This is a genomic window from Bradyrhizobium sp. USDA3010 (assembly GCF_056429065.1).
This window is the reverse complement of record NZ_JBWJZD010000054.1, coordinates 20,276-32,361: the sequence shown is the minus strand read 5'-3', so window position 1 is coordinate 32,361 and position 12,086 is coordinate 20,276. Positions and strand designations below refer to the sequence as shown.

The 12,086-nt window shown below is 64.7% G+C and carries 12 protein-coding genes; 6 read left to right on the top strand and 6 right to left on the bottom strand.

Going from position 1 to position 12,086, the window contains the following annotated elements; genetic code table 11:
* Window positions 1-626: 626 nt before the first annotated feature.
* The 6 genes from AC066Y_RS39575 to AC066Y_RS39550 all read right to left on the bottom strand — a co-directional run bounded on the left by AC066Y_RS39575 (window position 627) and on the right by AC066Y_RS39550 (window position 5,487).
* A complete protein-coding gene (locus AC066Y_RS39575; protein ID WP_478278583.1) occupies window positions 627-980 on the bottom strand; it encodes a cupin domain-containing protein in 354 nt (117 codons plus the stop codon).
* A 57-nt stretch (window positions 981-1,037) separates the two neighbouring features.
* Window positions 1,038-1,247 (bottom strand): DUF2934 domain-containing protein, encoded by a 210-nt coding sequence (locus AC066Y_RS39570; RefSeq protein ID WP_456723644.1) that lies wholly within the window; start codon window positions 1,245-1,247, stop codon window positions 1,038-1,040.
* 507 nt (window positions 1,248-1,754) lie between these two features.
* Complete coding sequence (gene gor, locus AC066Y_RS39565) at window positions 1,755-3,140, bottom strand: glutathione-disulfide reductase (RefSeq protein WP_478278582.1); 1,386 nt, start codon at window positions 3,138-3,140, stop codon at window positions 1,755-1,757.
* A gap of 153 nt (window positions 3,141-3,293) precedes the next feature.
* Complete coding sequence (locus tag AC066Y_RS39560; protein WP_478278581.1) at window positions 3,294-3,824, bottom strand: DUF2059 domain-containing protein; 531 nt, start codon at window positions 3,822-3,824, stop codon at window positions 3,294-3,296.
* Between the two features lie 23 nt (window positions 3,825-3,847).
* Entirely contained in the window at window positions 3,848-4,546 is a 699-nt protein-coding gene (gene rpiA, locus AC066Y_RS39555) for a ribose-5-phosphate isomerase RpiA (protein WP_478278580.1), read from the bottom strand.
* A gap of 107 nt (window positions 4,547-4,653) precedes the next feature.
* Window positions 4,654-5,487 (bottom strand): SDR family NAD(P)-dependent oxidoreductase, encoded by an 834-nt coding sequence (locus AC066Y_RS39550; RefSeq protein WP_478278579.1) that lies wholly within the window; start codon window positions 5,485-5,487, stop codon window positions 4,654-4,656.
* 76 nt (window positions 5,488-5,563) lie between these two features.
* Here AC066Y_RS39550 and AC066Y_RS39545 point away from each other — a divergent pair, with 76 nt between their 5' ends.
* From AC066Y_RS39545 to AC066Y_RS39520, 6 genes are all read left to right on the top strand, one after another.
* Window positions 5,564-6,244, top strand: coding sequence for an HAD hydrolase-like protein (locus tag AC066Y_RS39545; protein WP_478278578.1), 681 nt, complete (start codon window positions 5,564-5,566; stop codon window positions 6,242-6,244).
* 160 nt (window positions 6,245-6,404) lie between these two features.
* Window positions 6,405-6,869 (top strand): hypothetical protein, encoded by a 465-nt coding sequence (locus AC066Y_RS39540; RefSeq protein WP_478278577.1) that lies wholly within the window; start codon window positions 6,405-6,407, stop codon window positions 6,867-6,869.
* A gap of 280 nt (window positions 6,870-7,149) precedes the next feature.
* On the top strand, window positions 7,150-8,184 hold the full coding sequence (moaA, locus tag AC066Y_RS39535) for a GTP 3',8-cyclase MoaA (protein ID WP_478278576.1): 1,035 nt from the start codon (window positions 7,150-7,152) through the stop codon (window positions 8,182-8,184).
* Window positions 8,185-8,532: 348 nt separating this feature from the next.
* Window positions 8,533-9,072 carry a TRAP transporter small permease subunit gene (locus tag AC066Y_RS39530; protein ID WP_092127299.1) on the top strand — a complete coding sequence of 180 codons (540 nt, stop codon included), beginning with the start codon at window positions 8,533-8,535 and terminating at the stop codon, window positions 9,070-9,072.
* Window positions 9,069-10,673 (top strand): TRAP transporter large permease, encoded by a 1,605-nt coding sequence (locus tag AC066Y_RS39525; RefSeq protein ID WP_478278575.1) that lies wholly within the window; start codon window positions 9,069-9,071, stop codon window positions 10,671-10,673. Before AC066Y_RS39530 ends, AC066Y_RS39525 begins: the two co-directional genes overlap by 4 nt.
* 122 nt (window positions 10,674-10,795) lie before the next feature.
* Window positions 10,796-12,085 (top strand): M20/M25/M40 family metallo-hydrolase, encoded by a 1,290-nt coding sequence (locus AC066Y_RS39520; protein WP_478278574.1) that lies wholly within the window; start codon window positions 10,796-10,798, stop codon window positions 12,083-12,085.
* Window position 12,086: the final 1 nt, after the last annotated feature.

Sequence of the window (12,086 nt, the reverse complement as noted above, 5' to 3'; positions counted from 1 at the left end):
GCCTCAACGATACCCCACGCAAATGCCTGGACTTCAAGACACCCGCCGAGGCATTCTCCAAGCTCAAATCAATCGTTGCACTTCAAACGTGACTCCATCTCCCTGCTTTCGCAGGGACGACACCGAGTATGTTGCGTGGCCGGTGGACACAGCTTCGCATTCTCGTGACATGATCTGTCCGAGCTCTGCTCTTCGTTTCGCGCTCTCTCCAAACGGAGGGCGCAGGGAAAGCCGGGTGCCGATCGCACCCATGGGTCCGGTGCAACAAAAAGCACCGGAGGTCGGACCACAGGTGTAACCGGAAACATCCCGGCTTTCCCTGCGCGATGGGTTACGGCTTATACGTGCTCTCCCCGGCGAGACTGGGCTTGCTTGTCACCGCCTTCGCAAGACGCATTCGCATCTCGCGACGAGACACCTGCCGCTAGGGCGTCACACGATTTCGCCGTCCGCCACGCATGCATGTCGTCTCTCGCATGCCCGGCGTCCACCGCATCTCACCGCAACACTCCTGACGATGCGCAGCGCCCCTCGATCGGGTGAGACGCGCCAATTGAACATCTGAGTTGGGTCAAATTCCGAAAAACGAAACGAGCCATCGCAGGGGATTGTTGGACCTTACAGTCTCACACCACCTTCCGCGGGGCCGCCGTCGCCGCATCGCCCGTGTTCGGCGTGCCCGTCGGCTCGATCAGCAGCAGATGCACCTCTTCCCGCGCGACGGGGCGATGCTCGACGCCCTTCGGCACGATGTACATCTGGCCGGGGTGCAGCGTGATGGTGCGATCGCGCAGCTCAATGTCGAGCACGCCCTTCAGCACGAGGAAGAAGTCGTCGGTGTCGTCATGCTTGTGCCAGACGAACTCGCCTTGCACCTTCACCACCATCACGTCGCAGGCGTTGAATTGCGCGACGGTGCGCGGCGACCAGTGATCGGAGAACGTCGATAGCTTCTGCGAAAGGTCGATCGCGTCGCTCATGATGCCTCCGGGTCCGGGTCAGCTTGCCGGGCTCGTTAGCTCAGCCGCGCGATACTCTCAATGCACGCCCCTCAACTTCTCCGGATACGTCGTCGGCCCGTTGTGCCCGTTCATTCCGCACGGCGTTTCGCCGTTGGCGGCCTTGCGCGCCAGCAGTTCCCGTTCCGCCTTGTACCAGAGCTGATCCATCTGGCCCGGCGGCTCGCCGGCATCCTTCCACAATTCGTAGGCGCGGGTCCGAATCTCCTGCTCGGTTGGGCCTGTCATGGGCGGCTCCCTCAATTTGAGACATCAAACTGTTTGGAGTGGAACTGCCAGCATAGCGCAAGGTTCCAAGGCGCGCGAGATCGCCGCGCTGTCCATGGCGCGGCATCTGTGCACAAGCGCCGCTGCGCAGCCCATTTGCCGGATTTAAGCGTGCGAAGAGCGGCCCCAGGGGAAAAGACCCCGATGCAGATGCATGTCAACAAGGGTGCCCAATTCCCCGGCACCAGGTGCGGCCGCCGGCGGCGCGCCGGTCTTGCCGAGGCAACCTACCCCTTCTGAGGTATGAAACCTTTGCGCGCATCTGCAGACTTAAGATTATCAGGATTTTGCCGTGACCTTCCTGGGGCTAGAGACAACGCCGCTCGCATGTATTTTAAGCGGGCGGCGTTGGACTTTCAGGCAGGGCTTGCCCCCCGTGCGGGAACGCGACGGCGTGGCTCCGCGGACCGAGTGTGTCCGGATGTTTCACCGCGACGCGCCGCATCATCCCGGCGCGCCGCGTGCGCCCTACTCCGCGGCCTGGCGCACGTGGCGCGTTGTTGGGGTGCGCATCGTCACCAGCTCTTCGGAGGCGGTCGGATGCAGGGCGATGGTGGCGTCGAAATCCGCCTTGGTCGCCTTCATCTTCACCGCGATCGCGACCACCTGGGTGACCTCGGCGGCGCAGTCGCCGACGATATGGCAGCCGAGCACGCGGTCGCTTGTGCCGTCGACCACGAGCTTCATCAGCACGCGGGTGTCGCGGCCGGACATCGTCGCCTTGATCGGGCGGAAATCGGTCTTGTAGATATCGACGTGGCTGTACTGCGCCCGCGCCTCTTCTTCCGTGAGGCCGACGGTGCCGACCTCCGGCTGCGAGAACACCGCGGTCGGAATCGTCGCGTGGTCGACCTGCACCGGGCGCTTGCCGAACACGGTGTCGGCGAAGGCGTGGCCCTCGCGGATCGCGACCGGCGTCAGATTGGTGCGGTGGGTGACGTCGCCGATCGCGTAGATGTTGTCGACCGAGGTCTTCGACCAGCCGTCGACCTGGATGCCGCCATTGGCGGGATTGATCGCGACGCCGGCCGCCTCCAGCCCGAGACCCCGGACATTGGGATGCCGGCCGATCGCGAACATCACCTGGTCGGAGGCGATGCTCGAGCCGCTGGACAGATGCGTCGTGAAATCACGGCCGTGCTTGTCGATCTTCGCCACCGTGCAGCCGGTGATGATGGTGATGCCGCGCTTCTCCATCTCGGTGCGGACATGCTTGCGGACGTCCTCGTCGAAGCCGCGCAGGATGTTGTCGCCGCGATAGACCACGGTCACGTCGGAGCCGTAGCCGGCGAAGATGCCGGCGAATTCCAGCGCGATGTAGCCGCCGCCCTGGATCACGATCCGCTTCGGCAGCTCCTTCAGGTGAAACGCCTCGTTGGAGGAGATCACGTGCTCGATGCCGGGAACCGCCGGCCCGTGATTGGGCGCGCCGCCGGTCGCGATCAGGATGTATTTCGCCGTCACCTTCTCGCCGGTGGCGAGCCTGATGGTGTGGGCATCCTCCAGCACCGCACGGGTCTTGACGATCCTGGCGCCCGACTTCTCGACATTGGTGGTGTAGGCGCCCTCGAGCCGGGCGATCTCCTTGTCCTTGTTGGCGACGAGTGTGGCCCAATCGAACGAGACCTGACCAATGCTCCAGCCGAAGCCGGCGGCATCCTCGATCTCCTGGTGGACGTGGCTGCCGATCACGAACAGCTTCTTCGGCACGCAGCCGCGGATCACGCAGGTGCCGCCCATCCGGTACTCTTCGGCGACCATGACCTTCGCGCCATAGTTGGCAGCAATGCGGGCGGCACGAACGCCGCCCGAACCACCACCGATGACAAACAGGTCGACGTCAAACTCGGCCATGGCAACCCTCTCTCTTCCTCCTCCCTCGCCCCGCTCTTGCGGGGAGAGGGTTGGGTGAGGGGCCGCCTCCACGAATCCGACTCGCGGAGAGCCCCCTCACCCGGCACTCCGTGCCGACCTCTCCCCGCACGCGGGGCGAGGCGATCAGCCCGCTTAGATGTCCTTGCCGCGCTTCTTCATCTCGGCCTTGAACTGGCCGTTGACGATCACGCCGAACTGCTGCGCCCACTGCTGCATATATTGCAGCGATCCATTGATTGCCGTGGGCTCGGCGGTCAAAAGCTTCTGACCGAGCGGCGTCTTGTAGAACGTCACGAGATCCTTCAGCTCCTGCTCGGTGAACTCCGAGGCGTAGATCTGCGCCATGCCGTCGCCGATCTCCTTCTCGCTGCCGGCAAACTGCTTGGCGACGACCAGCGCCACCTCATCGAGATCCTTCTGGTAGTTCAGGTACTGCTGCAGCAGACCGGTCTTGGTCTTCTCGATGATGCCGGGAACGGCGCCGGAATACATCACCGCCACGTTCTTCATCGCCAGAATTTCCTTGGCGTACCCGATCGCCGCGGGGGTCGACTGCTTGACCTTGGGCATGGGGGGCAGCTGCTGCGCCATGGCCGGCGCAGCCGCGAGCGCCAGGCCAGCCGCCAGGGCCACTGCCGACAAAAGTCCCGAAAAACGCTTCATTCCAAGTCTCCTTGCTTGCGGCGTTAGCGCCGTTCAACAACCCGAATTCCCTGTGCGCCGGCCAGGACGGCGACGCTGCCAAGCCCGATGAACAGGCCATGTTCAACCACGCCCGGGATCACGCTGAGCAAACCGGCGAGACGCGGCGGGTCGCCGATCCGACCGAGATGGGCATCGACGATCCAGTGGCCGCCATCGGTGACAAAAACGTGACCGTCCTTGCCCTTACGGACGATCATTTGGCCGGACACGCCGGCCTCGGCGAACGCCCGCGCCATCGCGGCCTGCGTCGCGGCGAGCCCGAACGGGATCACCTCGACCGGCAGCGGAAAGCGGCCGAGCACCTCGACCCATTTGCTGTCGTCAGCGATCACGATCATGCGATCACTGGCGGCCGCCACGATCTTCTCGCGCAGCAGCGCGCCGCCGCCGCCCTTGATCAGATTGAGCGCGGGGTCGATCTCGTCGGCGCCATCGACGGTGAGGTCGAGATGATCGACCTCATCCAGCGTGGTCAGCGGGACGCCGCAGCGGATCGCGTCCGCCCGGGTCGCCTCCGAGGTCGGCACGCCGATCACCTTCATGCCGGCGCGGACCTTCTCGCCTAGCAGCTCGACGAAATGCTTGGCGGTCGACCCGGTGCCGAGCCCGAGCTTCATGCCGTCGCGCACCTCTTCGAGCGCGCGCGCAGCCGCCTGGCGTTTCAGTGCGTCCATGTCCACGGCCGATAGCCCCTCGGTTGTCCGTTACGGGCGCGCCATCGGGCCGCCCGGCGGGCGCATATCTAGCCTCGATTCACGGGCAGGAATAGCGCCATCCGGGCCCGTCTTTAGGCCGAAACGGCATCCATCGCGGCCAAAATCGCCGCAAAACGGTCCTCGACCTCGGCCCGCATCCCGGGATGGGTGAAAACATAGAGCTGGCCGTCGTGAATCGCGCGCACCACGCGGGCTGCAACCGCAGCCGGATCGAGACCCGCCTCCAGGCGGCGCGCGATCTCGGCGACGACAGCGGTCATCGGGCTCGCCGGGTCGAGCTGGCGGGGCGGTCCGTAGTGCTCGGGGCGGTTGCGCCCGCTCTCGCCGATCCGGGTCCGCACATAGCTCGGACAGAGCACGCTGACGCCGATCCCGAGCGGCGCGAGTTGCGCCGAAAGTCCTTCGGAGAGGCTGACGACGGCGAATTTGGTCGCCGAATACGGGCTGACGCCGAGCCCTGCATTCATCCCGGCCATCGAGGCGGTGTTGACGATATGGCCGCCCTCGCCGTGCGCACGGATGTGCGGCAGGAAGCTCCTGATGCCGTGCACGACGCCCATCAGGTTGACGTCGATCACCCAGCGCCAATCATCGACCGAGATCTGGTCGATGCCGCCGCCACCTGCGACGCCGGCATTGTTGCAGACGACGTGGACGCTTCCGAAGGCGCGGAACGATGCCTCTGCCGCGCGGTCGACGCTTGCGGGATCGGCGACGTCGCAGACCACGCCATGGACATCCGCGCCGCCGACGCGCAGCGCATCGACGGCCTTGTCGAGCGCGCCACCTTCGATGTCGGCGAGCATCACCTTCATGCCCTCGCGGGCGAACGCGGTTGCCATGGCGAGGCCAATTCCGCTGGCCGCACCGGTGACAAAAGCTGCTTTTCCGGCGAGTTCCCGCATCCCGGCCTCCCTAATTTTATGACGCGCCGACATCTACTCTTGCATCGCGGCGCGCGGCCCGATAGCCAAAAGCGTGATGTCCGCCTCCTCTCCCTCCATCATCGTGTTCGATCTAGACGGCACGCTGGTCGACACCGCGCCTGACCTGATCAGCGCGCTGAATTATGTGCTCGACCGCGAAGGTCTGCGGCCGGTGCCGCTGTCGGCGGCCCGCAACATGATTGGCGCCGGCGCGCGCAAGCTGCTGGAGCGCGGGCTCGAGGTGGACGGGCGCATGGTCAGCCTCGCGGACCTCGATCGCCTGACCAAGGATTTCATCAACTATTACGCCGAGCACATCGCCGACGGCTCGCGCCCGTTCGACGGGCTCGAAGCCGCGCTCGACCGGCTTGCGGCCAAGGGCCATCGCTTCGCGGTCTGCACCAATAAGCTGGAATGGCTGTCGAAGCTGCTGCTCGACCGGCTCGGTTTGACGCCGCGCTTTGCCGCGATCTGCGGCCAGGACACATTCGGCGTCGCCAAGCCCGATCCGGCGTTCCTGCGCGAGACGGTCGCCCGCGCCGGCGGAAAGCTGCCCGGCGCCATCATGGTCGGCGATGCCGGTCCCGATGTCGGGGTCGCCCGGCGGGCCAGCGTCCCGGTGATCGGCGTCGATTTCGGCTACACCGATGTCCCGATGACCGAGCTGAAGCCGGACCGGCTGATCAGCCATATGCGCGATCTGCCGGACGCCGTGGCCAGCCTCGGCGCCGCATAATATTTCCGCAACACATTGATATAGCTTGGCAATATTTTGCCATGCGAATTTTCGATTAACCATCCTTTAACGAACAGACCTCCCCCTGTTGCACCTCTGTTCCGACGCTCCTATGGTCGGCCCGGGGATTGTGGCTGATTGCCGCAGTAGAGTGTGGATCATGCGTCGTATCATCGTGATTGCGGCCGCCGGGCTGAGCCTGGCCGGCTGCTCTTCGTTCTCATTGGATTCGTTCAAGTCGGCACCGCCGCCGATGCAGGTGCAGCTGGATTCGGCTCCGCAAGGCGCCGACGCCGTGACCTCGATCGGGCCGGGTTGCAAGACGCCCTGTTCGGTGTCGATCCCGGCGCCGGAGGCCAACTTCACCGTCACCTTCAACATGCCGAAGTTCCAGCCGGCGACGGTGCCGGTGACGGTGACCCGGACGCCGGGCGACATCACCAGCCCGGCCACCACCACGCTCGATCCGAGCCCGGTGTTTGCCGAGTTGCAACCCGCCGGCCCGCCGCCGCGCGGGCACAAGGCTATGCGGCCGAAACAGAAGAAGCCGAAGCCGGCTGCCGCTGCGGCTCCTGCCGCTCCGGACGCCGCGGCACCGCCCCCGGCCGCCGCGCCCACACGCTGACGCGCAACGCTGCGCGTATCTGATCGAGATTGCACTGCACAAGAGCCCGGCCCAAAGCCGGGTTTTTGTATTTCGTGGAGACACATCGGCGATTGCGATCATGCATCGCGCGATCTGTCTCACCTATCGCTTTGCAATTGGCGTTGCAGGTTGCGGATCATCCATTGGAACGCATTGTGACGGCGTGCCAACATGCATAGATTGCGTGTGCGGGGCCTGTCACGGTCCGGCGCTCTGGGAACGCCTTGGTTTGAAGGCTTGGCTTGAAGGCTTGGGTTGAATGAACGGATCCACGCAGGCGCATTCCGACACGCTGTTTCGTCCGATGATCGATCCGTTCGGCCGGACGATCCGTTACCTGCGGGTCTCCGTCACCGACCGCTGCGACCTGCGCTGCTTCTATTGCATGTCGGAAGACATGACCTTCCTGCCGAAGGCCGACCTGCTGACGCTGGAAGAGCTCGACCGCCTCTGCTCAGCCTTCGTCGCCAAGGGCGTGCGCAAGATCCGCCTCACCGGCGGCGAGCCGCTGGTCCGCCGCAATGTGATGGGCCTGGTGCGTTCGCTGTCGCGCCACCTTTCGACCGGCGCGCTCGACGAATTGACGCTGACCACCAACGGTTCGCAGCTCGCACGCTTCGCACAGGAGCTGGCCGATTGCGGCGTGCGGCGCGTCAATGTCTCGCTCGACACGCTCGACCCCGTAAAGTTCCGGGCCATCACCCGCTGGGGCGACATCGACAAGGTGCTGGGGGGCATCGAGGCGGCGCGATCGGCGGGGCTTGCGGTCAAGATCAACGCGGTCGCCCTGAAGAACATGAACGAGGATGAGATTCCCGCGCTGATGGAATGGGCGCATGGCAAGGGAATGGGCCTGACCTTGATCGAGGTGATGCCGATGGGCGACATCGGCGAGGGCCGCATCGATCAGTACGTTCCGCTGTCGCTGCTGCGCGCGCGGCTCGAGAAGCACTACACGCTGACCGATCTCGCCGACGACACCGGCGGCCCTGCCCGCTATGTCCGGGTCGCCGAGACCGGCGGCAAGCTCGGCTTCATCACGCCGATGACCCACAATTTCTGCGAATCCTGCAACCGGGTGCGGATCACCTGCACCGGCACGCTGCACACCTGCCTCGGCCACGAGGACGCCTCCGACCTGCGCCGGCCGCTGCGCGCCTCCGACGACAACGATCTGCTGTCGGCGGCCATCGACCGGGCGATCGGGCTGAAGCCGAAAGGGCACGATTTCATCATCGACCGCCGCCACAACCGCCCGAGCGTCAGCCGCCACATGAGCGTCACCGGCGGCTAGTTCAAAGCCCGCTGCAGACGCCTGCGCCGTCCCCCGATTACCAAGGCGGGACAACGATTTGCCGCGCCGTCAATTTGCCCATTTTCCGATTGACGGCGCTACACGGCGCTGATTTGGTGCCCCGGCTGTCACGCTCGCCCGGCCGGATAGGCCGCTGCCCCCTGTCGGCACCTGCTGACGATCCGGTAGCCAAGAGCACCTAACAACGGCGGAAGCGGATTTCGGGGGAGGATGAACGTTTGCAACTGCTCCTGAAAGTGAGCCGTGGCTCCGTGCGCGTGCGTACGGCGGCCAGATGATGCTTGAAAAGATATTCGGCGCGCAGATCGCGCGGCCGTGGAGATCGTGATGCGCCCATTGTTGGCACTGAGTCAGGCCATCGACCGACTGAACGAGAAGATCGGATACGTCTGCAACCTCCTCGTCCTGCTCGCCTGCCTGGTCAGCGCCGGCAATGCCATGATCCGCTACGCGTTCAGCTACTCCTCGAACGGCTGGCTCGAGGCGCAGTGGTACATGTTTGCGATCCTCGTGATGTTCGGCGCCTCCTACACCTTCAAGCGCAACGAGCATGTGCGCGTCGAGATCCTCTATCTAATGCTGTCCGAACGCGGCCAGCTCTGGCTCGACTTGATCGGCACCCTGTTCTTCCTGATCCCCTCCTGTCTGCTGCTCGCCTATCTGTCCTGGCCGTTCTTCCACCAGGCCTATGCGGTCGGCGAGATGAGCGGCAATGCCGGCGGCCTGCTGCGCTGGCCGATCAAATTCGTTATCCCGTCCGGCTTCGTGATGCTCGCGTTGCAAGGCGTCTCCGAGGTGATCAAGCGGATCGCCGCGCTGCAGGGCTATGTGACGATCGACGCGAAGTACGAGAGGCCGACGCAATGACCATTACGCTGGAGATGATGCCGCCACTGATGTTCGGCGGCCTGATCATTGCAATGCTGATCGGCTATCCGGTGGCGTTCACGCTCGCCGCGGTCGGCTTGTCGTTCGGGTTTCTCTCGATCTATCTCGGCTTCTTCGACCTCAACTTCCTGCAGGCGATCCCGGGCCGCATCTTCGGCAGCGTGCTGTCCAACGAGCTTTTGCTCGCGATCCCGTTCTTCACCTTCATGGGCGCGATATTGGAGAGATGCGGGCTCGCCGAGGACATGCTGGATTCGATGGGCCAGCTGTTCGGCCCGATCCGCGGCGGCCTCGGCTATTCCGTGATCATCGTCGGCTTCATCCTCGGCGCCATCACCGGCACGGTGGCGGCGCAGGTGATCGCCATGGCGCTGATCTCGATGCCGGTGATGATCCGCTACGGCTACAATATCCGCTACATCACGGGCGTGCTCGCCGCCTCCGGCACCATCACGCAACTTGTCCCTCCCTCTCTCGTCCTGATCGTGCTCGCCGACCAGCTCGGCAAGTCGGTCGGCGACATGTATCTCGGCGCCTGGGGCCCGTCAGTATTCCAGATCCTGCTGTTCGCCGGCTACACCTTCCTGCTCGGCATCTTCAAGCCGAGCCACGTGCCCGCGGTGCCGATCACAGCGCGCACGCTGACCGGCTGGGCGCTGTGGAAGAAGTGCCTGCTCGGCATCATCCCCTCCGCGGTGCTGATCTTCGTCGTGCTCGGCACCATGATGATGGGCCTTGCGACCCCGACGGAAGCCGGCGCCATGGGCGCGGTCGGCGCCATCGTGCTCGCCGCGATCCACCACAAGGATTTCAGCGCGACCGGCCGCAAGATGCTCATCGTCGGTGTGATCGCCGGCGGCATCGGCACCATCATCGCGATGCTCTACACCGAGAACCTGCTCTTCAAGCTCGCGTTCGCCATCACCTATCTCGCGGTGGTCTGGATCTGCCTCGAGGCCGTCAAGATCCCGGACCTGCGCGACCTGATCAAGCAGGGCTACGAGACCACCATGCGCATCACCTGCATGGTCACCTTCATCCTGATCGGCTCGACCTGCTTCTCGGTGGTGTTCCTCGGCGTCTCCGGCGGCGTCTGGCTCGAGCACCTTCTGACCTCGCTGCCCGGCGGCGTCTGGGGCTTCCTGATCTTCATCAACCTCTTCATCTTCTTCCTGGCGTTCTTCCTCGACTTCTTCGAGATCGCCTTCATCATCCTGCCGATGATCGCGCCGATCGCGCAGAAGGTGCTGGCGCCGGTGGTCGGCCCCGACGCCGCGCTGATCTGGTTCGGCGTCATGCTCTGCGTCAACATGCAGACCTCGTTCCTGCATCCGCCGTTCGGCTTCGCGCTGTTCTATCTGCGCGGCGTGGCGCCGAAGGAAGTGAAGAGCTCCGACATCTATTGGGGCGCAATGCCCTGGATCGGGTTGCAGGCGATCATGGTAGCGCTGGTGATCGCATTCCCGGTCGTCGTCACCGGACTGCTCGACAAGCCGCTCGATGTCGACCTCAACAAGGTCAAGATCGAGGTGCCGCAGATCGAGCTGCCGCCGCTCGATTTCGGGCAACCGAAGCAGTAGCCGGCCCCAGCTTCTTCAGCGTGCCCCGGCGGAAGCGGGGCACCCTGGAACCGTTGACGGCGGCGTCGAGTCCTGTGAAGACGCGGGGATACGGATCGCCCTCCAACTCACAGACCGCCGCCATGCCCCAATCGCATCCCGCCCGCTCGTTCGTTCGCCCGCTCATCGCTTCCCTCAGCCTGGCGTTTGCTGCTGCCACAGCGCATGCGGCGCCGGCAGCCGACATTCGCGCACTGGCGCAACAGGAGCAGCAGCCGCTGCTCGACACGCTGCGCGACCTCGTGCAGATCGAATCCGGCAGCAAGGACATCGAAGGCCTCAACCAGATCGCCGCGCGCATCGCCGGCCAGCTCAAAGAACTCGGCGGCGCAGTGGACATCCTGCAGACCACCGACATCTACCGGCTGGACGATACGCCGGAGAAGATCGGCCCTGCCGTGCAGGCCGTCTTCAAGGGCACGGGCAGCGCGAAAATCATGCTGATCGCGCATATGGACACGGTGTATCTCAAGGGCATGCTGAAGGATCAGCCCTTCCGCGTCGATGGCGACAAGGCTTACGGCCTCGGCATCGCCGACGACAAGCAGGGCATCGCCACCATCATCCACAGCGTGGCGCTGCTGCAGAAGCTGAACTTCAAGGATTACGGCACGCTCACGGTGCTCATCAATGGCGACGAGGAGATCTCTTCGCCCGGATGGCGCAGCACCATCACCCGCGTCGCCGCGGAGCAGGATGCCGTGTTCTCGTTCGAAGGCAGCGACGCCAGCGGCACGCTCCGCCTCGCCACCAGCGGCATCGGCTCGGCCTATCTCACGGTGCATGGCAAGTCGTCGCATGCGGCCGCCAGGCCTGAAGGCGGCGTGAATGCGCTCTATGAGCTGTCACACCAGGTGCTGCAGATGAAGGACCTGTCGAAGCCCGAGCAGGGCCTGAAGCTGAACTGGACCGTTTCGAAGTCCGGCACCAACCGCAACGTGATCCCCGCCGAAGCCACTGCGCAGGCCGACGCGCGTGCGCTGAAGGTGTCCGACTTCGACGAACTCGAGACGGCGCTGCAGGACAAGATCAAGAACCGCCTGCTGCCCGACTCCAAGGTGGACGTGAAGTTCGAGGTACGCCGCCCGCCGCTCGAAGCCAACGACGCCTCGCGCCGCGTGGCCGGCCACGGCAAGACGATCTATCAGGAGCTCGGCATGCCGCTGAACGTGGCCGAGCGGGCCACGGGCGGCGGCACCGACGCTGCGTTTGCCGCCCTCAAGACCAAGGGAGCCGTGGTTGAAGGCATGGGCCTCTCGGGTTTCGGCGCACACTCCAACGATGCCGAGTACGTGCAGATCAACAGCATCGTGCCGCGCCTGTATTTGACCACGCGCATGATCATGGACCTGTCCGACGGCAAGGTGAAATAGA

Coding starts and splice junctions, on each gene's coding strand:
- AC066Y_RS39575 (WP_478278583.1), bottom strand. CDS start 980: ATGAGCGACGCGATCGACCTTTCGCAGAAGCTATCGACGTTCTCCGAT.
- AC066Y_RS39570 (WP_456723644.1), bottom strand. CDS start 1,247: ATGACAGGCCCAACCGAGCAGGAGATTCGGACCCGCGCCTACGAATTG.
- gor (WP_478278582.1), bottom strand. CDS start 3,140: ATGGCCGAGTTTGACGTCGACCTGTTTGTCATCGGTGGTGGTTCGGGC.
- AC066Y_RS39560 (WP_478278581.1), bottom strand. CDS start 3,824: ATGAAGCGTTTTTCGGGACTTTTGTCGGCAGTGGCCCTGGCGGCTGGC.
- AC066Y_RS39550 (WP_478278579.1), bottom strand. CDS start 5,487: ATGCGGGAACTCGCCGGAAAAGCAGCTTTTGTCACCGGTGCGGCCAGC.
- AC066Y_RS39545 (WP_478278578.1), top strand. CDS start 5,564: ATGTCCGCCTCCTCTCCCTCCATCATCGTGTTCGATCTAGACGGCACG.
- AC066Y_RS39540 (WP_478278577.1), top strand. CDS start 6,405: ATGCGTCGTATCATCGTGATTGCGGCCGCCGGGCTGAGCCTGGCCGGC.
- moaA (WP_478278576.1), top strand. CDS start 7,150: ATGAACGGATCCACGCAGGCGCATTCCGACACGCTGTTTCGTCCGATG.
- AC066Y_RS39530 (WP_092127299.1), top strand. CDS start 8,533: ATGCGCCCATTGTTGGCACTGAGTCAGGCCATCGACCGACTGAACGAG.
- AC066Y_RS39525 (WP_478278575.1), top strand. CDS start 9,069: ATGACCATTACGCTGGAGATGATGCCGCCACTGATGTTCGGCGGCCTG.
- AC066Y_RS39520 (WP_478278574.1), top strand. CDS start 10,796: ATGCCCCAATCGCATCCCGCCCGCTCGTTCGTTCGCCCGCTCATCGCT.